Raw genomic sequence first — 21,285 nt, 5'->3', positions numbered from 1 at the left:
CATGCAGTCAGACAGATTGTATGTGAGGCTACTTATCTGTGTCGAAGTGTTTGAGGGGAAAACGGTCCCCCGCGCCTCTGGACGGACGGTGTATTTGGAGGTGCGTTTATGTAAGGGAGAGAATTGTGTTTGTCCTGAGAAAATGCTGCTGATACAGGGCCTGGTTGCCCAAGGAAAGGCGGCATGTGCTCTGCCGCCCGGCGGGAGATTTGTCCCTGGTTGGTGCGGTGGAGACAAATTCGTGGATGGAAAAGAGTGTGAAACATGAAGAAAAAGAGAATGGAACGCCTGCTTTCCCTGCTGATGTGCGTCGTACTCGCGCTCTCCCAGGTGGCGATTCCCGCGGCATATGCACTGGGAGGGGATTCTACTGGGCGGCTGGTCGGCACATATGAGAATGAGACGGCTGTAGAGGACGATGGTGTTGAGCAGACCTCAGCGGAGGAAGAGCCCTCCGAGGATGAGATACAACGGATGCTTGAGCAGGTGCGCCTGCGGATTGCCGCGTTGCCGGAGCCTGAGCAGCTAAGCGGGCTAAGTGAATCTGAGCGAAGGGCGATTCTTGCCGAGTGTTTGGAGATAAACGACTTGGTTATCTCCTTTGGGATGATGCCGGATGAATCCCCTGTGGAGGAGACGGCTCCCGTGGAGGAGACGGCTCCCGTAGAGGAGACGGCTCCCGTAGAGGAGACGGCTCCCGTAGAGGAGACGGCTCCCGTAGAGGAGACGGCTCCCGTGGAGGAGACGGCTCCCGTAGAGGAGACGGCTCCCGTGGAGGAGACGGCTCCCGTGGAGGAGACGGCTTCTGTAGGAGAGCCCTCCCTGGCGGGAAGCATAAAACCAATAGCTATGTCCAAGGCCATGTCCAGCTATGGCCTTTTCAGTATCAACGCTGTGGTTGAAAGCAAATCCACCGAGGAGACCGAGGAGACCACGGAGACCACGCTTACAACCGCAGAATATGCAAAGCTGACGGAATTGCTCTCTCTCCTCTCGGAGGAGGTAGCCGATGCTTGGACAGGCACCGGGAACAGCGTCGACCCCTATGTCATTCGTGATGCGGCTGGGCTTTTTAAGCTGGCGGTAGAGATCAACGGCGAAAATTCGTCGGTATATGAGGACACATACTTTGCACTTGAAAATGACGTTGATTTGGGGAGCGATGCCTGGACGCCCATAGGCACCTCTGAACGGGCATTTAAGGGTACGTTTGACGGGAAAGGCTATACCATATCCGGCCTGTCCGTCGCCAGCTCCGCCAACAACGCGGGCCTTTTCGGATACATCGATGCGGCTGAGGTCAAAAATTTGACCGTTGCCGGAAACATTGAGGGCGGCCAGAATGTAGGCGGCATTGCGGGCTATGTCAGAGGTACGGCCACGCTGAGCGGCCTTACAAACCAGGCCGATGTAAGGGGTTCTTCCAATAATATAGGCGGTATCGCGGGATATGTGTCCAACGAAGCGGTATTTACCAGCTGTACAAATGCCGGCGCGATAACCTCAAGCGGCACGGCAGGCGGAATTGTAGGCTACGCCGCCAAAGCAGAGATGGAAGAGTGCCGGAATGAAGGGACGGTGAGCGCAAGGAACTGTGCGGGCGGACTGGCCGGTCAGCTCGCGACGGCAACGATTTCCAACGGCGCGAATGTGGGGGCGATCAGCGACACCAATGGATACTCCGGCGGGATCGTTGGACATATGAGCGCGGGCCGGCTGCAAGACTGTGAGAACGAAGGCGAGATCTCCGGCGGCAGATATATGGGCGGCATCGTGGGTTATATGGCTGGAGGCGAGGTAGACAGCTGTGATAACAGCGGCAATATTACCGTCAGTAATAATAATAGCCCGGCAGGCGGTGTTGTCGGTGAATTCGGCGGCAGCAGCGGGTCGATCACAAACTGCACCAACAGCGGAATGATTTCTGCCGGCGATCAAATTACCGGTGGGTATCTTGGAGGCATTCTCGGCAACTCAAGTGCCTATTCGGTGGCGAGCGCTGCGGTGACCGGGAATACAAACACGGGCAAGGTCGGCGGCGTGCTGTTTGCAGGCCGTGCCGGCGGAATTATGGCTTATGGACGCAGCAGTGCGCTCACGGTTGAGAACAACTGCAACCTGGGAGAGCTGGTCTATGCGGACGGACAGTACGTCGGCGGTATTGCGGGCGATCTGCCCGCCGTGGTAAAAGACAGCTTTTCTTACTATACCGACAAGGATGGAAAGGCGACCTTTGGGATAACGGGAACAAAAAGCAGCGGCGCGGTGGAGAACTCCTATTATCTGAGCAATGCCGCGGTAGAAGGGCTTAAGGGACAGGCCGTTGGGACCAAGGCGTTCCAATACGGTCAGGTCCTGTACTATCTAAATGGAGCCTCTGAGCACAAGGATGTTTGGAGTCAGGGGGAATACTACCCTGTCATCGGGACGGCGGACCAGCCTGCGGACCCGGTCTATCAAGTCAGACTTACACCTATGATAACGGGGTACACGGGTGTAAATACGGCATTCTCCGGTGAGGCTGGCGAGCGTGTGCTGGAGGAGAGCTCTACGGGCGCCAAGATCATCTATGTGGCAAAAGGGACTGAGGTTGGCTTTACCCTGTCCCACCAGACAGATAAGATCAGCGTTTCCATAACGGGTGTCACACCGCCTCCGGAAATCACGCCTGCAAATACGATCAATGAAACCATTACGGTGGACAGCGATGTAAAAATTACCTATGTGCTGGGCGACGCGGCGCTCAATGGAGCCGATACCAGTTGGTATTCCGACATGGAGCAGTCATTCTCGCTGAAGTCGGTAAACGAGCTGATCGGGCTTACGTATCTGGTCAACCAAGGCAATGACTTTGGCGGGAAAACCGTGTCCCTAGCTGGAGACATTGACCTGAGCGGTCTGGAGGCATGGACGCCTATCGGAACCGAAACCAACCCCTTCCGAGGCACCTTCAACGGTGCGGGCAAGTCTCTAAATGGGCTGAAGATCGGAAGCGCTGCTGCGCCTGCAGAGGGGGACTATCAGGGCCTGTTTGGGTATAATGCTGGAACGATCCACAATCTTACCGTGAACGGCGATATCCATAGTCTGGGGAATTATGCTGGCGGTATCGTGGGCTATTCCTCCGGGACGCTCGACGAGCTTACCTTTACAGGGAAGATCAGTGCGAAGGGCGACTACGTCGGCGGTGTCGTGGGCTATTCTTCCGGCGCCATCTCGAAATTGGTGTTTGGCGACGCCGCCGACCTAAAGGGAGAAAAGGCTTCGAATCCGACCAGCAGCGTAACAGGACGCGACGACATCGGAGGCGTTGTAGGCTATGCAGCCGGGGCGGTCAGCCAAGCGGTAAACTATGGCGCGGTAGACGGCGGCAGCAGGGTCGGCGGTATTGCGGGCAGCGGAAAAGCCGCCATCGGTGCGAACAATGCCACCAATATCAACTACGGGCCCGTAAATGCGACCGGAGATTACGCCGGTGGTATTGTGGGCTATCACAGTGAAAATGCCGCCGTCTCTTATAACCAAAACTACGGTGACATAGGTGCAGATGGCAGCTATGTCGGTGGTATTGCGGGCGCGATCAGAGGAACTACTGCAGCGGCCAATAACATCAATCACGGCGCTATTACAGCCAAAGGCGATTACGTTGGCGGTGTGGTCGGGAGCGCTTCCTCCGCAGATGCACAGAGCGGAGAGAATGGCGCGGCGCTCACTGCGGCGGTAAACGATGGCGCGGTCATCGGCGGCGACTACGTCGGCGGCATTGCAGGTCTTTCCAGGGGCACAGGGGCGCTGCATACCGCGGAAAACCACGGTGCCGTTACTGGCGGCAGTTATGTCGGCGGCATTGTAGGTGCGGCGTATGGCCCGCTGGGCAATCACACTCTGGCGACCGGTGTAAAGAATACTGCCGCAGTTGCCGGTACGGGCGACTATATCGGCGGGTTGGGCGGATATCTAAAGTCCGCCTCGTCCACAACCCGGACGGTCTCTTATGGATATAACACAGCCTCGGTTGTCGGCTCGGATACCTCCAGCTATGTTGGTGGTATTATGGGCTGGGGTGACGGCCCCGTGCAGTATAGCTATGCGGCGGGCGAATACAGCGTCATTACAGTGACAGGCGGCACAAATGTGGGCGGGCTTGCCGGATGTGTCGCCGAGAGTCTGACGCTCACTTTCTCCTACGCCTATGCCGATGTAAACGGCGGCAACGCCTTGGTCGGCGGAGTGGAGGCGGACGCCGAAGTCACTTATGAAAACACCTATACGCTGGCAAAAAAAGATGGCGAAAACGCCAAGACGGAGGCCCAGTTCTTCTCTGGAGAGGTGGCTTGGCTGCTGGGCGGTGGCGATGGGGAACGCAACAGCGCCTGGGGTCAGGAAAAAGGCAAGCTGCCGACGCTGCTTGCAAACAAACCTGTGTTCAAAGTGAGTCTGGCCAAGGAGGCTGCGCCGGAAGGTGCTGAAGTCACCGTAACGGACGGTTCCTTCGGTGTGCCCGGAGAGACGGATGCCGAGGGCAGGACCTGGGTATACGTAAGCTCTGGAGAGAAATTTGAAATAACAACCGTTACACTGGGGAGCACCGTGTACGGCATCAGCTTCCTCAACCCCCTGGAGATCACGGAAGAATCCCGGCAGACAACGGACGATAAGACCACGGCGGTCTATGCAGTCGGTCCCATCACGGCGAATTACAGCGGCGTCTACACCGTTGCACTGGATGTTCTCCCTGATTACAGGTGGTATGATACAAATCCGGAGTCGAGCACCTTTGCGATCGCCAACGAGGCGCAGATGAAGGCCCTGGCATATCTGGTAAACGGGCTGGATGGCCGGGAGGCCGTGAGTTTTGAAGGGAAGACCCTTTTGCTTGCCTGTGACATCGCTATGGTTGGTGGAAACTGGCCGGCGATAGGCACTGCGGCGGCGCCGTTCCAAGGAACCTTTGAGGGCGGGGGTTACAGGATAAGCGGCCTGACCCTTTCGTCCAATAAGGCAGACCAGGGCCTGTTCGGGTATATCGGCGGTGCCGCCGCCATTAAGAATCTGACGGTGGCCGGCACCAAAATCGTCAGCCTGGGAACAGCGACCGGCGGCATCGTCGGTACGGCAGCAGGAAACAGCACACTGTCCGGGCTCACCTTTGGCATGCCTGAGGGCGATGAGTCAGCGGTAAGCGGACAGAGTCAGACCGGCGGTGTTGTCGGTTATATTGCGGCGAACACGGTGAGCATCGAGAACTGTGCCAGCTATGGCGCGGTCACGGGGACGTCTAATGTTGGCGGCATCGTGGGACAGACTGCCGCAGGGACGACCGCAAATCCCTTTGGGATCGCAGGTGGCCGGAATGCAGGTGCCGTATCGGGTGAATCCAACGTGGGTGGAATCGCGGGGCAAATGGGTGCGTTTGTTTCCCTCAATGCCTGTGAAAATACCGGAGATATCACTGCGACGGGGACCGCCGCGGGAGGAATCGTCGGACTGGCCGGAGCAGGAAATGCAAGCACATATAACAAAATTACAGCCTGTTCAAACACAGGAAGGGTCTCAGGCACAGTAAATGTCGGCGGCATTGCCGGGTCGGTGGGCAATTACACCGACTTTGGAAGCGCCGGCGATGCCGGAGACGCTGACGCAAACGTAAACATAGGTGAAATCGCTGGGGAATTTGACGGTACCATCAACAGTGCAAGGATTGGTATAGGCGGTATCGTGGGTGCCGCAGGCACCTATGCCAGGTTCTATCAGAACAGGAATCAGGGCGCAGTCAACGGGAGTATCGTCAATACAGGATATAATTCCATCGCCGGTGTGGGCGGCCTTGCCGGCAGAACAGACCAGCGCGCAGAGTTCCATACTTGCACAAATGCGGGCGTAGTTACAGGTTCTGTCTCAAGTGCGGGCTCGAATTCCACTGCTGGATTGGGCGGTATTGCTGGCGTGGTGTCCTCCGGCAACATGATGACCAATGGCGCGGCGAACGCAACCATTCAGAACTGCAAAAACACGGGAACCGTCAGCGGAAATGCTGAGGGTACGGGATCGGGCGGTTCCGGTGTCGGTGGTGTTGCAGGCGTTACGGGTACCGGAGGCAGCTTTAAGGCCTGTGCCAATGAGGGCACCGTTCAGGGGACGATGAAGCCCTACATAGGCGGTGTTGCGGGAATCCTGGGGGCCAACAGCAGCGTGGAGTGCTCCTATCACACCGGTGTGGTAATGGTAACCGGCAAGGCGGTCGCCAGTGGCGTAGGCGGGATCACGGGATGCAACGGAGCGACCAGTTCCTCCGTAAAGAACAGCTATTCCATCGGCGAAGTCAAGGTCATCGGCTCTACGTTTGCCCCGTCGGTGGGCGGCATCACTGGAGACCTGCGCGACGGGAACAGCAACAACTACTTCTATAAGCACCGGGTCTTGGTAGGCCTCGAGGAAGGGACTTTGTCTGTCCCTGATCAGACGGGAGACGAGCTGATCGGAGGTCGGGATATCCCCGTAGAGGATGGAGCCTGCGAGAGCGGCGAGTTGGCTTGGCGCCTGGACGGCGGCGCCACTGGGCAGCGCCTGGGCGTGTGGGCGCAGGATACCGATGAGAATCGCCCCACTCTGGATACGGAAAACTACAAGCCCGTCTATCGCCTGCTGGTGGCTGAGGCAGAGCACGGCAAGGTGACCCCCTCCTGCGCTTATTTCCCGAAGGGCAGTCAGGTGACACTGACGATTACGCCGGATGAGGGCTATGTTCTCAAGGCGCTGGGGCTGAAGGATGACAGCGGAAAGTATTTCGTGCCTGACTTCTCCGCGGATGGAAAGACGGCGACGGTCACCCTCGAGGAGACCAGCGTGACGGCAGCGCCCACGTTTATGCTGGTGTCTGAGGTCGGCACCGGCCCCTACACCATCACCTTCGATTTAAACGGCGGCGCCGGTATCGTAGAGCAGCAGACAGTTGACGCCGGCGGACGGGCGAAGGAGCCAGCAGATCCCACAAAGGAAAACTTCATCTTCGCCGGATGGTACGACAAGAAGGTAGCCGGTGAAGCAGGCGGAGGATTCCTCGACAGTGAGCCCTTTGACTTTAGCACCATCGTCACGGAGAACATCGAGTTGATCGCCTGCTGGCGTCCCACAGGCGATACGGCCGCCATGGTGCTGTTTGACATGAACCGGGACGAAGGGGCTACGGGCAGCGCTGCGGTACCTATGCAGATTGTGGAGTTTGGCGGCAAGATTACCCAGCCGGAGTCTACCCCCACTTGGGAGGGGACAAAGACCGACAAGAAAGAGAAGACCTATACCTTCCTTGGCTGGTTTACTGCACAGACCGGTGGTACGGAATGGAACTTTGAAACAGAGCTGACAAGCGAGAATGCCAAGGACGGGGTGTTCACGCTCTATGCCCATTGGGACGTAAAAGTCACCATCCAAGACGGGTACGAGGTGGGCAACGCCGACGACCTGAGGGATCTGGGTATTAGCGTGGAGAATGGCGACAGCCAGAGCGGAAAGGTGATCACCCTCAGTCAGGACATTGTCCTGCCCATGGACTGGGTCAGCGTAGGGGGCACGGACAAGCCCTTTGAGGGTGAGTTCGACGGCAGGGGCTTTACGGTTACCCTGAACCCGCTTGTGACCGAACCGCTCTTCCGTGAGGTCGGTGAGGACGGCTATGTGCACGATGTGAACGTAGAGGGCGACCTCGCCAGTGCCACCCGAAGGGTGTTCGGCTGCATCGCAGGGATGAACCTGGGCCTGATAGATAACTGCACGGCGGTGCTGACGGGCGCAGGCAAAACGCTTACTCAGATTTGCGGGGGCATCGTAGGTAAAAACGGTGACGGCACTGTTAATATAATGTCTTATACAGTGCAGGTAAGCCGGGAGGGAGGAACGATAAGCAACTGTATTGCGACGATGGAGAATATGGAATCGAGTAGCAATATCATAGGTGGTATTGCCGGAGCATCGTTCGGCGGCAAAATTGAAAACTGTACGCTTACGAAAGACAGTTCCATTACGGTGCAAGCAAATTATTCTTGTGTAGGCGGTATTGTCGGCGCGGGTGGCGGAACACGAATCAATAGTTGTATGACGGAAGAGGGGGCCGTTCTAGTCGGTACAGGCGGCCAGAGCTTGTCGGGCGGCGTTGTCGGCATGGCACACAAAATAATGATAGAAAATACAGAAAACCACATGAACATTACAGGAGCAGCTTATTCTGGCGGCTTCATCGGGCAAAGCAATGAAGGCTGCACGATCAAGAACAGCCGGAACTATGGTTCTGTGACTGGTTCTGTCTACGGCTTCGGAGGTTTTGTTGGACGTTGTCTTGATGTCGAGCTGACCGATTGCGTAAACTATGGAGAAATTACGGGCACTGCCGCATCCCGCGGGGGCTGCGGCGGCCTGATCGGCAGGATCTGCAACTGGCTGAATTCGGCCGGCGGAACGGCAAGTATCCTCCGTTGCGGCAACGAAGCGCCCATCAGCGGCGGAGGGAACTACGGTGTTGGCGGATTGATCGGCTCCGTCACCGTCGCGGACTCCGCCCCCATCGAGGACAGCTACTCGATTGGAACGATTACAGGCACACCGCAATCGGAAGCGGGCTTGATTGGCGGCGGAAGCACGACGATCGAGAACAGCTATGGGCTGAAGAGCAGGGATGCGGAGACCGGATACTGGTATGATGAGGGCGGAGAATTAGAGGAGATGAGTCTGTCGTCGTTTACCAGCGGTGAGTTGGCCTACCTTCTGGACGGCGGCGCGGAGAGCGACCGAGGCGTGTGGACCCAGCGGGAACTTCCTGTGCTGGGTACGCCAAAGGTTTACCCGTTGACGCTGCAGGTCGAGCTGGATGGAACGGCAGTGCCGGCCGAGGGTTACGCAGCCATCGGCGGCAGAACGGAAAACATCTATCAGGGCGCGGATGAGGCCATCGATCTCAAGGTGACGCTCCCGAGTTATGAAAATGAGCAGTATGGCCCTCAATATGAATATCAATATTCCGTAGCGGTGATTCCGGCGGATGGCAGTGGAGAAACCTTGGACCTTGTAATGCTGGCCGACGAAACAGAGGTGAGGGTGTCCATTACTCTGGAGCAAGTCGGCTTTATTGAAGAGCCGCCAGCGCCGTCTGTAAAGCCCGAAGAACCCGGCAAGGATGACGATGAGGAGTCTGACAAGGATCCTGCTGTGACGCCGGACGATGGAGACGGCGATGGGGCGGGCGAGGGTCCCGGCGACAACAGTGGCACCGGACCTGTGGCAGGCCCCGGAGAAAATGAAGACGGCACAGGTAGCAATACAGGAATCCCGGATAACACAGGCGATTCGGAAGCTGTGGCTCCGACGACGCCTGTGCAGGAGGGCCCCAGCCAAGCGCAGACCCAGCAGGATCCTCCCCCGGCGGAAAGTCAGGCGGAAGAGACAAAACCGGAAGAAGAACAGCCGGAGGTGACGCCGCCGCCGACTCCCACTCCGACGGAAGAGGAGCCGGTCGAGTCGGACGAGCCGGAGCCGGTCGAAGAGGAGCCGTCTGCTCCCGTTGTTGAGGCAGAGCCCGAGCGGACAGGACTGTCAACGATTCAAAAGGTGGCGGTCGGAGCTGCAATTGTTGTCTGCGTGATTGCCGTCATCGCTGCTGTTGTCATGGCTAAGGGCAAGACGAGAGACAAGCAGGAAAAAGAAAAAGAGTACAAGTAATCCCTGAGAGATCTGCCCGTTCCGAGAATGAGGCGGATTGTCCCGGGAACGAAACCTGTCCACACCGGGCCGCAGTGCCAGCCCGGTGTGGACATGGCTTTTCGGTATAAAATGCGGAGGGGAAACAGGAATATATGAAAGATGCGACTCAGAGCATCCTGCGGGAAGTAAAGAAAGTGATTGTGGGGAAAAATGATGTTGTGGAAAAGGTACTTATGGCTGCGCTTGCGCGGGGACACGTATTGCTTGAGGATGTGCCGGGTGTTGGGAAAACGACGTTGACGCTTGCTTTTGCGAAAGCATTGGGATTGGAGACAAAGCGGATACAGTTTACATCCGACACAATGCCGTCTGATGTGACAGGCTTTTCCGCTTTTGACCAGAGAGCGCAGACGTTTACATATAGACCCGGCGCAATCATGACGAATCTTCTCCTCGCCGACGAAATAAACCGGACATCAAGTAAAACGCAGGGAGCGCTTCTTGAGGCAATGGAGGAAGGCCACGTTACGGTAGATGGAGTGACACATGTTCTGCCAGAGCCATTTTTGGTGCTCGCCACACAAAATCCGGTGGGGAGCGCCGGGACGCAGTTGCTGCCAGCGTCCCAAATGGATAGATTTTTGATTCGAATCAGCATTGGCTACCCGGATCACCAGAGTCAGATAGGAATTCTTCGGGACAGACAAGATGGGAATCCGCTGGATACCGTTCAGACAGTCCTTACGAAGGAGCAATTAATTGCGCTGATCCACACGGCGGGACAGGTATTTGTTCATGATGCCATCTATGACTATGTCACAACACTTGTGGAAGCCTCACGTGTCCATCCCATGGTGACACTGGGGGTGAGTCCGCGCGGAGCCCTCTCCTTGTGCCGGATGGCAAAATCACACGCTTTCTTGGACGGGCGCGAATATGTGGCGCCCGAAGATGTTGCCGCGGTATTTGCAGATGTTGCCGGACATAGATTGGTGCTCAACTCGAAGGCAAGGTTCAATGAACTTAGCTGGAAGGACGTTACCGAGGAGATCCTGCGGTCCGTCGAGATGCCTGTTGTACGGGAGATCCGATAAAATGCGAAAGATAACTCTTATCCTATGGTTATTTTGTATACTCATGGCTTCGGGGCTCTATCTCTTCTTGGGGACCGAAACATCGGCGCTCCTGCTTGCGGCAGCAGTACTTCTGCCCCCTGCTCAGTTCCTGCTGGCAGTCTATGGCGCACGCGGGTTAAAAGTAGAAGTCGTGGTGCCCAAGGCATTACAAAAGGGGAAATCCACAGAAGGGTATGTGATAATAGATAACAAAGGCTTTGTTCCAATTGTTTTTGCTCGCGTCGAGGTGGATATCTACAACATGCTCACCCGGGAGCGGCGCTTGATCGAATGCAGTACGTCTGTAATGCCACGCTCCAGCAAAAAACTGCCGCTTCTGCTGGAAAGTAGGCACTGTGGCCAAATCGTATTTACCATAGATTCCGTTAAAACCTATGATTTTTGGGGGGTATTTTCTCCGAGATCCCGCGCGACTATACAAGCCCCTTTCCATCGGATCATCGCCCCCGAATTGTTTCCCGCCAGCGTGTATATGAGAGACAGTGAGACGGAGGCATTCGATGAAGCAATACAGTATCTCGATCAAAAGGGATCAGATAAAACGGAAGTATTCCAACTTCGCGACTATACCGAAGGGGACAGCATGGGCCAAATCCGCTGGAAACTGGCGGCGAAATATGGAAAGCTTATTGTCGCAGACCCCTCGGAGCCTCTCGACCACAGACTGCTTATCATCTGGGATGGTGCTGATATCCCGGAGGATGCGTCTCCAGATGTGCCCGATGCATTGGCAGAGGCGTTTGTGACGCTGTGCGTCGGGTTGTCTGAGGGAGGCACGCTGTTTACTTTGGCGTGGAAAGGCGGAAAAACAGGGCGTACGGAGCTAAAAAATATTACGGGGCTCTCTGATATTTATGATATTGTACCGGAATTGCTCTCGCCGGAGAAAAAGGGATACACACCCTTTGATATACCGGGAAAGTGGCCTCGGGCGGCATACTTTTCTGGACAGACCCTGCCGGAGGCATATAAGTTTGCCGAAAAAATATCCGGATTCATCTGCACAAAAAATACGGAGGAATGTCCGGATGAGTTAGGCGCTACAGTTATTTTTTCACCTGAAAATTATCAAAATGTCCTAGCGGAAATGATTCTTTGATTAGGGCGGGAAATATGAAGAGAATTGCAGAGGCATCGATACCCGATCTGTTCGGAAGAGTGCTGCTTGCCCTCAGCCTATTCTATGGGGCAGGCGGTACACTTTGGAAAATCTTTGGGCTGGATACGCTGAGGACGGCATGGATGGTTCAAGTGTTCACAGGTACTGCGCTGTGTGTTTTTTTATGTGCTGTGACGAAAAAAAGAGTCAAGATTTTTATATACATTTTTGTTGCCGTGGTACTCTCTGTCGTTGCCGCTCTCATGAGCGGCTATATCAGCGACGGATGGAGTGTTGTGTTTAATCGCCTGTTTTCCGGGTTTGAACTTCGCTATGGCAGGATATTTCCCTTTTTTAAATCGGGGTTGACAAAGGCAGATCCGGATTTATGCGCCTCGTTGTTTCTGACATATCCGACAACATTACTGGCGGTCTGCGCAGCGCAGACTGCCTGTGTGCGGTCCATCTGGAGATTCGCATTTGCCATAGGGGCACTTTTTATCTGGGGGGCCGCGGTCGTATTTCGCCTGCCGGTTTCTGGGGGCGCGCCTGTACTGTTCCTATTTGCTGTTGTCATAATACGGATAAGGGCAGTATCACTGAAAACAATAACGCAGGATGGGGGGCGAATTCTGCTTCCGGCCCTGCTGACGCTGGCACTGCTTGTTGGGATGCTGGCTCTGCCCGTTGCGGTCCTGCTAGGGGATCGGGAGGCGTCGGCAGAAAGACTGCGCGATAAAGCTGCCTTTGGCATACACAAAATAAGGTATCATTCACAAGCCGGGCCTATGCCGGAGGGAGACTTGGCCGGACTGGAAGATTTTGAGCCTGAGGAGGGCACAGCGCTGTACGTTACAATGCGTGAGCCTAAAAACTTATATTTGAAGGGTTACATTGGCGAGGAGTATACTTCGAGCGGCTGGAGTCGGCTGGAGCCTGAAACGCTGGGGAAATATGCCACGACATTTTCTTGGCTGCATGAGGCGGACTTTTTTGGACAGACGCAGTACGCAGCCGCAGCTTCCGCTTTAGACGGACAAAATAAAACGGAAAGCATTAAAATTGAGAACGAGTCTGCGTGCTCTGCTTATGTGTTTATTCCATATGAACTAAAAATATTTGTCCAGCCCTTGGATAAAAATATGATTGGAGACAGTTTTGTCAGAGCAAGGGGATGGCATGGAGAACGCAGCTATGAGTATGAAAAGTTGACCTATGGCATTGAAAACTACGCCACCCTTTATACACAGCTGTTTGATGAGCAGCACAGCGGCATTGGTTCGGGATATGAGTACCTTAGCCATGAGGGGGCGTACAGGGAATTTGTCTACAACGAATATCTTGACGTGCCTTATACGGCAAAAACAGCCCTGTTGAGGCTCAAAGAACTGGCGGCAGTGCCGGAAGACATGCAAATTTCTTTTTCCGATGCCAGAAGAATCGTACTCACATGCCTACTCAACAATTTTGTATATGACGAGCATCCTGGAAAAGCACCGGAGGGGTGGGATTTTGTACAATGGTTCGTGGAAAAAGCACAAAGCGGATATGCCCCTCATTTTGCCACAACTGCGACGCTGATGTTCCGCCTGCTTGGCGTTCCGGCGCGCTATGTTGAGGGATATGCAATCAGAGAAAATGAGGTGCATACAGCACAGAATGGCCGCATGGCGATCCCCAATGCCAATGCCCATGCGTGGGTCGAGATCTATAGGGACGGCGTGGGCTGGATACCATTTGAGGTAACACCGCCCTTTGTAGCAGAAATGCCTGAGGCCACGGCGAATGGCGAAGCGGGCGGCAGCGGAAGCTCCGAAATAGCGCCTGAGCCGGAGAAGCAGCCGGAAGAAGATAGCTCGTTGTCTCTTGCGCAGATTTTGGTGACAGTGGCATTGGCGTTGATAATTTTGCTTGCTGTGGCATTTGCGGGCCTTTATTTCAGACGCCGTACAATTATGAAAAAACGCGACCGCCTGTTGAAGGATCCAAGCAATGCTAAGGCGGTCTGCTGGCAGACAGCGTATGCCGTAATGTTGCTGGAGCATATCGGGATATCCCGCGGAAATCGCTCACTTTTTGCGCTGATACCCGAGGTAGACCATTTATTGGGAAGTGAAATCGCATCCGAATTTACGGCGGTTATACATACCCAGCGTGCGGCAATGTTCAGCGATGAGGAGATTGGCGACTCTGGTCTGGACAGAGTTCACCTCTTTACGGTCAAAATCCTGGAGGAATTGAAAAAGACATCCAAAAGGCGAGAACGTATCCGCCTGAAGTGGATCCTTTGCATTTATTGATGTAGAGCGTATTTGTGAAAGAGCGGATTGAAAGCGGACTGCTGGACATAGGCCTGCTGACAGAGCCGGTGGACATCAGCCGGTATGCCTTTCAGCGAATGCCCCAAAAGGACTGCTGGGGCGTACTGGCTCCAAGGGACTCTGCCTTGGCCGAAAAGAAGATAGTCACACCCAGCGATCTTCTGGATGTCCCACTGCTGTTGAGTGGGCGGTCTACCGTGCGAAACGAGCTGGCCAACTGGTTCGGTACTGACTATGAACGGATTGAAGTTGCGGCTACCTATAATCTGATTTTGAACGCGGCCAACATGGTCAAAAATGGCGTAGGTGTGGCCTTGTGCTTTTATCTGGAAAATATCTCTGACGCGCTGCGATTCGTTCCCCTGTCTCCGAAGTTGGAGACAGGAACGGTGCTGGCGTGGAAGAAAGACCAAATCCTTTCCGCCGCAGTGGCTCAGTTTCATCAACACATCAAAAATGCTGAATAGGCATTTTTGCTCATTCAAAATCAACTTTTTTGACACCGCCAACGGCTATTCCACCGGTACCAGCGAGGAGTATCTGGGACGTGCCCTCAAGCGAAATACCACGCGGAATCAGGTGGTCATCGCATCCAAGGTCTACTTCAACGCAGGGCGTCTGTCCAAACAGGCGATTCTGCGGGAAATCGACGGGAGCCTGAAGCGTCTGGGGACCGATTACCTGGACCTCTATATCATCCATCGCTTTGACGATGAAACGCCCATCGAGGAGACTATGGAGGCGCTACACCAGCTGGTGAAGGCCGGGAAGGTACGGGCACTGGGCACTTCGGCCATGCACGGCTACCAGTTCTACAATATGCAGATGGCGGCAAAGGAACATGGCTGGACGCTGTTTTCCGTCATGGAGAACCACTACAATTTACTCTATCGGGAGGACGAACGTGAGTTGATCCCCATCTGCAAGCAGATGAATGTCTCCCTCATGCCGTACAGCCCTCTGGCGAGACCGGAGCGGAAGTCGGATTCCGCCCGTGGAAAGACTGACCGGGTGGCCGCAGGTAAGTATGACCGCATGGAACAGCAGGATATGCGGATCGTGGAGCGGGTGTGGGAGTTGGCGGAACGGCACAACTGCACCATGTCTCAGATCGCCATTGCGTGGCAGTGGAAAAAGGAGGTGACTTCGCCCATCATCGGTGCCACCAAGGCCCGGTATTTTGACGATGCCGTTGGGGCATTGGATGTAACGCTTACACCGGAGGATGTGGCGTATCTGGAAGAATACTATCTGCCCCATCCCACTGTGGGTGCCATTGATAAAAATCCTGCGCAGGGCGTGATGCTGCTGGATGAGAAGAAGTAAATCGTACATTGACTGACCGAAATCAAAGGAGGAACTAAAAATGCCCCATGTAGCCATTACCGTGATCCCAGGCCGTGACGAAGAGACTAAGCGCGCCCTGGCGCAAAAGACCCAGGCATTTCTAGTCAAGGAGTTGGGTGTAGACCCCAAATTCGTATCTGTTTCCGTGCAGGATATTCCCGTGGAGGACTGGCAGAAGGCTATGGAACAGTTCTCTGATGATATTCTGTATGTGAAACCCGGTGTATAAGGAGGAATTATCATGCTCAAACAGACAGCGGGCCGTGACGCCCTGGGAGAGTTTGCCCCTGAATTTGCACGTCTCAACGACGATGTTCTCTTTGGCGAGGTGTGAAACCGGGAGGCGGAGCTTTCCCTGCGGGACCGCACCATCGTGACCGTCACCGCTTTGATGAGCAAGGGGATTCTGGACAGCTCCCTGCAATATCACATCGCAAACGCCAAAAAGGAGGGCGTTACCGCCCAGGGAATGGCGGAGATTCTGACCCATGTTGCTTTTTATTCTGGCTGGCCCAAACGCTTGGGCGGCCTTCCGCATGGCAAAAGAGGTCTATGACCATGACTGAGCATAAAAAGAAGGTGTTGGTTATCTCCACCAGTATTCGAGGAAAGAACAACTTGGAGATCATGGCGAAAGAGTTCGTCCGGGGTGAAGAGGAGGCCGGACATGAGGTGGAGTTTGTGAGCCTGCGGGACAAGTCCATCGGCTTTTGTAAGGGCTGTCTGGCCTGTCATGCCACCCAGCGGTGCGTCATTCAGGACGATGCCGTTGCTCTGGCGGAAAAGGTGGGGCAGGCGCAGGTCATAGCCTTTGCCACTCCCATCTATTTCTACGAGATGTGCGGACAGATGAAGACCTTGCTGGACCGCTGCAATCCCCTGTATTCCTCAGACTATCAATTCCGGGACATTTATCTGCTGGCCACTGCGGCGGAGGATAGTGAGGCTGTCCCCGCAAAAGCCATCAGCGGCTTGCAGGGGTGGATCGACTGCTTCCCCAAGGCCCAATATTGCGGTTGCGCTTTCGGCGGCGGCATCGACGATCCGGGCGCATAAAAGCGGAGAGCCTGCTTCCCTGTAAAACGGGATGCAGGCTCTTTTTATATGTATAGCTCATTTAACCTTTTAGGCTTTCTCTGAGCGAAGCACGGATAGTGCTGCTTCACAGATGGGGAGCACACGCCAGAGCTTCTTGTTCCGTGCAGTCAGACAACAACAGCCGCAGGCGGCGAATGGCAGGACTTTCTCGTTTCAATTCCGGGTAAAAAATATCTCGGGGGTCCATTTTGAGCGTGCGAACCAGAGGATAAATCACCTGCATTTTGGGATTCCCCCGATAGTTTTTAATATTCAAAACCGTGCGCACATCCATGCCCGCCCGATCTGCAACCTCATTCTGTGTAAGACCAGACTCTCCACGGGCCACTTTGATCGCATCACCCAATGGGCGAGTAAATTCGTATTCCGGCATTACAGTTCACCTCATAAGTATTCTACAATACACCATGTATATGTATCGAAATACATATACAACAGAAAGGATATGAAATTGAACTGTACGCATAGCGATTCTGACAGAATGGACATGAAATTCGATGTTTAAGAGCATGCCGTCCTGCACTGTTATGTGTATTCTGGTTCACCTGCTGCAAAAAGAGTAGAAAAAAATTTAAATTTATCTGCGGGAAACGCAAGATTTGGCCCTTCGCGATTGGGATAGATAGCGAAAGGGGAAATAAACCGGCCTCTCGGTGTACGAGAGGAGGGGAAAACTCTTGAAGCTATCGCCATATCAAAAGAAAACCGTTAGACATCAATTTGACAGCCTTTGTCGGAAGGTGCTGCGGGATGAGAGCCGCAACTATAAGAAGCAGCTTGCCCGCAGAGCGGAGAAGGAAGCTAATTTTTCCGGGTTGTCAGAAGTGGAGCTGAATCAACTCTATGTGATGGATGAGTACCCCTCGGACAGCACTTACTTCGATGTGCTGGACTACCAAATCGCGGTCAAGGATGGCCGGCTGGCTGAAGCTCTGGCCGCTCTGCCGAGCAAAAAGCGCGATGTGATCCTGTTGTCCTATTTCTTGGATATGACAGATACGGAGATCGCTGAAAAACTCGAGGTAGTAGGTTCTACGATCCATCGCAGGCGGACAAGCTCTCTCGAAGAATTGAAATTAAGATTGGAGGTTTTGGAAGATGGACAGAGCGAAGAATAACCCTCATCTGCTGCCGGTCTCTGTGATCGAAGCGGCGGCAGGCGGCAATGTTGATGCGATCAACGCCGTTTTGAAGCACTACGAGCAGTACATCTCGGTGCTGGCCACCAGACGCCTGTATGACGAAAATGGTGTGCCGCACCTGTGCGTTGATGATGAAATGCGTAAGACCCTGGAGATCAAGCTGATCACGCGCATCCTCAATTTCGAGATTATTAAGGCAGCATAATTCCCAGCCCATAGGGCGGTGTGTTCCCCTTTCCATACCGCCCTTATGGGCTTTCTGTGTTTGCTGATATAAACCCTCGACCGATCAGGTCAAGGGCTTACATGGGCATACACCCCCTCTGCTCCTTGATAAAGAAAGCGTCATCGTGCGCAGCATAGGCAGACAGGCACATTTGCAGCAAAGGGAGCCGTGCGGTAAATACGCCATGACCTTTTCAAGCGAGCGATCCATATTTTAACCGGAAAGCAGACCGGCACTCTGTTGGCCAGGATCTTTGCTGCTCACAATGATACTCCCGCGTTGAACGCCCTCAAAGCATTGCGCGGCGCACCCATCAGCATGGGCCGGGGTGAAATTCCCGTGGAGCTGCTGCCAGCAGCCGCCTGTTTTTTCTGCTTTTATAGAACGGAAAAAGATGGGATATTATGAAATATAATAATAAAAACCAGCAAGATGCCTTGTTTATGATACACATATCCGAGGAATATTGCTCTACGCATACAGAGGATGTACTTACAGATGTTATACACCTTATTTTGGGAGCGTATAAACGCAAATATATAGAAAACGACCCTGCCAATTTAGCAGAAAACTGAGCCGAACCGCTTTTAATAAGAGGTTCGGCTTTTGTTTTTCAAAATTTGCGGGTATCCAAAAACTCTTATATAATTTAACTAGAAAAGAGGTCTTGGCTTATTAAAGCCTATGGGTATAAAAATACCCTTCCCAATGGTGAAGCATTGAGAAGAGCAGGTGGAAGCATTGCACCTATAAGATGAAATGATCCAAATCCATTCTTAAGTTTATCATTCCATCCTTATATGTGCAAGGGGATTTTATAAGGACGGAGGATTATGCTGCAAGAAGAGGCCTATATTATGTACTTGAGAAAATCCCGCATGGACACAGATTTTGATGAGGTTTCTGTTGAAGAGACCCTAAACCGACACAAGTCAATCCTTCAAGAATTCTCCGAAAGGAAGGGCTTGATAATTGCCAAAGTTTTGGAAGAAGTAGTTTCAGGCGAATCTCTATATGCCAGACCAAAAATGCTGAAACTTCTCGATCTTGCCAATACAAAGCAATATGCCGGTGTTGTCTGTATGGACATTGAACGACTTTCCAGAGGGTCATCATTGGAGTCTGGTTATATCATGCAGGTATTTCAGGTCAACCATTTCAAAATCGTCACCCCGGCAAAGATATATGACCTTCAGAACGAATCGGATGAGCAGTTCACAGATATGAAGTTCATGTTTAGCCGATATGAATTGAAATCTATTACGACCCGATTGGTTAGAGGAAGAAATATCTCAGCATCTGAGGGGAAGTTTATGGGTTCCATGTCACCCTACGGCTATAAAATTTATAAGTTGGTAGGTGAAAAGGGGAACTCGTTACAAATCGTCCCTGAAGAAGCGGAAGTGGTAAGGATGATTTATGGTTGGTACATTGCTGGCGATGGCTATAACACCATTGCCCACCGACTCAATGATATGCACATTCCATGCAAGACAGGACATCATTGGGTCCAGCATAGTGTAAATGCAATTCTAAATAATGAAGTCTATCTTGGGAAGATCAGATGGAAGCATGAACCGACAAAACGAGTGATGGCAAACGGGCAAATGGTGAAAAAACGCGAACTGAACAAGGATTACCTTTTGTTTGAAGGGCGTCATGAGGCCATTATCACGCAAGAGCAATGGGATAGGGTTAGAGAAGTGCAACGGAGCAAACAAACACCTTCCGTTAGAAGGGGGCGTACATTGGCAAATCCTTTCGCCAATATTTTGGTTTGCGAAAAATGCGGCTATGCAATCAAACGCAACACGCCTTCCGCAACACAGTTGAAAACCAGAACATTCCGGCCTTGGTATCGTTGCAGTACAAAGGGATGTGAGTGCATGATCTCCTACTGCGATGTTTTGAAAAGTAAGATCGTAGAAGCGATGCGTGACTGGTGGAAAAATATTTCCCTCACGATCACCTCGGAGCCAGATGAACCATCCGAAGCACAAAGACAACTCCTTGTTATGAAAAAACAAATCCAGGTACTTCAAGATCAGCAAAACAAAATATGCAGTCTACTGGAAAAAGGTATCTATACCGAGGAGATGTTTATCAAACGGAATACTGTACTTGCTGATGAGATCCGTGCTTTGCGAAACAGTATTGAAGAAGTGACCAAAATCTGTGATAATAAGAGTGAATTAGATCGGGCAAAAGAGCTGTTTCTGCCTGCTACACTTCGGGTTCTTGATTATTACGAGGACTTGACAGCAGAAGAGAAAAATCGGCTTTGGAAATTATTGATGAAGAAAATCACATATTTCCGCGACCCAACAGACCCCAATAAAATCGAAATACGCCTTTATCCCAAGTTAGGAAGGTTTTTAGATCGCTGATGAAAGAAAATGAACGAAAAATAAAACGGTGTTGTATAGGTGTCCTGGCCCATGTGGACGCGGGAAAGACCACGCTGTCGGAGGCGCTGCTGTACCGGACCGGATGTCTGCGGCGGCTGGGCAGAGTGGACCACGGGGACGCCTTCCTGGATACCGCGCCCCTGGAGCGGGAGCGCGGCATCACCATTTTCTCCAAGCAGGCCGTGCTGCCCTTGGGGGAGACGGAGCTCACGCTACTGGACACGCCGGGCCATGTGGACTTCTCCGCCGAGATGGAGCGGACCCTGCGGGTGCTGGACTGCGCCATCCTGGTGATCAGCGGCACCGACGGAGTGCAGGGGCACACCCGCACCCTCTGGCGGCTGCTGGAGCAGTACGGCGTCCCCACCTTTGTATTCATTAACAAGATGGATCTGCCCGGCGCGGACCGGGCGGGTCTGCTGGCCGGGCTGAAGCGCCGCCTGGGCGACGGCTGCACCGACTTCGGCGCGGAGGGCGCCGCGCTGCTGGAGAATGTGGCGGTGTGCGACGAGGCCGCCCTCGAGCGGTATCTGGAGGCGGGGACCCTCTCAGACGGGGAGGTGGCCGGCTTGGTGGGCGCGCGGAAGCTTTTCCCCTGCTACTTCGGCTCCGCGCTGCGCCTGGAGGGGGTGGACGCGCTGCTGGAGGGGCTGGAGCGGTACGGACCCCGGCCGGACTATCCCCCGGAGTTCGGGGCCCGGGTGTATAAGATCTCCCGGGACGCCCAGGGCGGGCGCCTCACCCACCTGAAGGTCACCGGAGGCCGCCTCCGGGTGAAGGACCTGCTGACCACCCGCCGGGCGGAGCTGGGGGCGGAG

General features: G+C 53.9%; 13 protein-coding genes and 1 pseudogene. 13 read left to right on the top strand and 1 reads right to left on the bottom strand.

Annotated elements, in window-relative coordinates:
* The first annotated feature begins 264 nt into the window (after positions 1-264).
* The 9 genes and pseudogenes from ABUA09_RS09515 to ABUA09_RS09475 all read left to right on the top strand — a co-directional run bounded on the left by ABUA09_RS09515 (position 265) and on the right by ABUA09_RS09475 (position 16,649).
* Complete coding sequence (locus tag ABUA09_RS09515) at positions 265-9,708, top strand: InlB B-repeat-containing protein (protein ID WP_349949325.1); 9,444 nt, start codon at positions 265-267, stop codon at positions 9,706-9,708.
* 134 nt (positions 9,709-9,842) lie between these two features.
* Positions 9,843-10,784, top strand: coding sequence for an AAA family ATPase (locus ABUA09_RS09510; protein WP_195614346.1), 942 nt, complete (start codon positions 9,843-9,845; stop codon positions 10,782-10,784).
* A gap of 1 nt (position 10,785) precedes the next feature.
* Positions 10,786-11,925, top strand: coding sequence for a DUF58 domain-containing protein (locus ABUA09_RS09505; protein ID WP_195614347.1), 1,140 nt, complete (start codon positions 10,786-10,788; stop codon positions 11,923-11,925).
* A gap of 14 nt (positions 11,926-11,939) precedes the next feature.
* Positions 11,940-14,225, top strand: a complete 2,286-nt coding sequence (locus ABUA09_RS09500) for a transglutaminase-like domain-containing protein (RefSeq protein WP_195614348.1) — start codon at positions 11,940-11,942, stop codon at positions 14,223-14,225.
* 14 nt (positions 14,226-14,239) lie between these two features.
* Entirely contained in the window at positions 14,240-14,713 is a 474-nt protein-coding gene (locus ABUA09_RS09495; RefSeq protein WP_195614349.1) for a LysR substrate-binding domain-containing protein, read from the top strand.
* On the top strand, positions 14,703-15,572 hold the full coding sequence (locus ABUA09_RS09490; protein ID WP_347568452.1) for an aldo/keto reductase: 870 nt from the start codon (positions 14,703-14,705) through the stop codon (positions 15,570-15,572). The genes ABUA09_RS09495 and ABUA09_RS09490 overlap by 11 nt, the downstream gene beginning before the upstream one ends.
* 40 nt (positions 15,573-15,612) lie before the next feature.
* Positions 15,613-15,822 carry a tautomerase family protein gene (locus ABUA09_RS09485; RefSeq protein ID WP_195614351.1) on the top strand — a complete coding sequence of 70 codons (210 nt, stop codon included), beginning with the start codon at positions 15,613-15,615 and terminating at the stop codon, positions 15,820-15,822.
* Between the two features lie 12 nt (positions 15,823-15,834).
* Positions 15,835-16,159, top strand: a pseudogene (locus tag ABUA09_RS09480) (carboxymuconolactone decarboxylase family protein).
* Positions 16,152-16,649, top strand: coding sequence for a flavodoxin family protein (locus tag ABUA09_RS09475; protein WP_207743415.1), 498 nt, complete (start codon positions 16,152-16,154; stop codon positions 16,647-16,649). Before ABUA09_RS09480 ends, ABUA09_RS09475 begins: the two are co-directional and overlap by 8 nt.
* A gap of 106 nt (positions 16,650-16,755) precedes the next feature.
* On the opposite strand, the gene ABUA09_RS09470 is transcribed toward ABUA09_RS09475, so the two are convergent.
* Positions 16,756-17,064 (bottom strand): helix-turn-helix transcriptional regulator, encoded by a 309-nt coding sequence (locus tag ABUA09_RS09470; RefSeq protein ID WP_195614353.1) that lies wholly within the window; start codon positions 17,062-17,064, stop codon positions 16,756-16,758.
* A gap of 304 nt (positions 17,065-17,368) precedes the next feature.
* Between ABUA09_RS09470 and ABUA09_RS09465 the strand changes: the two genes are divergently transcribed.
* The 4 genes from ABUA09_RS09465 to ABUA09_RS09450 form a co-directional block, all read left to right on the top strand.
* On the top strand, positions 17,369-17,809 hold the full coding sequence (locus ABUA09_RS09465) for a sigma factor-like helix-turn-helix DNA-binding protein (protein WP_195614354.1): 441 nt from the start codon (positions 17,369-17,371) through the stop codon (positions 17,807-17,809).
* Positions 17,790-18,038 (top strand): helix-turn-helix domain-containing protein, encoded by a 249-nt coding sequence (locus tag ABUA09_RS09460; RefSeq protein WP_279202791.1) that lies wholly within the window; start codon positions 17,790-17,792, stop codon positions 18,036-18,038. Before ABUA09_RS09465 ends, ABUA09_RS09460 begins: the two co-directional genes overlap by 20 nt.
* A gap of 854 nt (positions 18,039-18,892) precedes the next feature.
* Positions 18,893-20,446, top strand: a complete 1,554-nt coding sequence (locus tag ABUA09_RS09455; protein ID WP_349949324.1) for a recombinase family protein — start codon at positions 18,893-18,895, stop codon at positions 20,444-20,446.
* Positions 20,446-21,285 (top strand): GTP-binding protein (locus tag ABUA09_RS09450; protein WP_349949323.1); only part of this gene is annotated, 840 nt, incomplete at its 3' end. The genes ABUA09_RS09455 and ABUA09_RS09450, both read left to right, overlap by 1 nt.

This window comes from Intestinimonas sp. RTP31139st1_F5_RTP31139_211217, from assembly GCF_040226735.1.
Taxonomy (GTDB): Bacteria; Bacillota; Clostridia; order Oscillospirales; family Oscillospiraceae; genus Intestinimonas; species Intestinimonas butyriciproducens.
The sequence above is the reverse complement of the archived record's forward strand: the minus strand, read 5'-3'. Positions and strand labels throughout refer to the sequence as shown.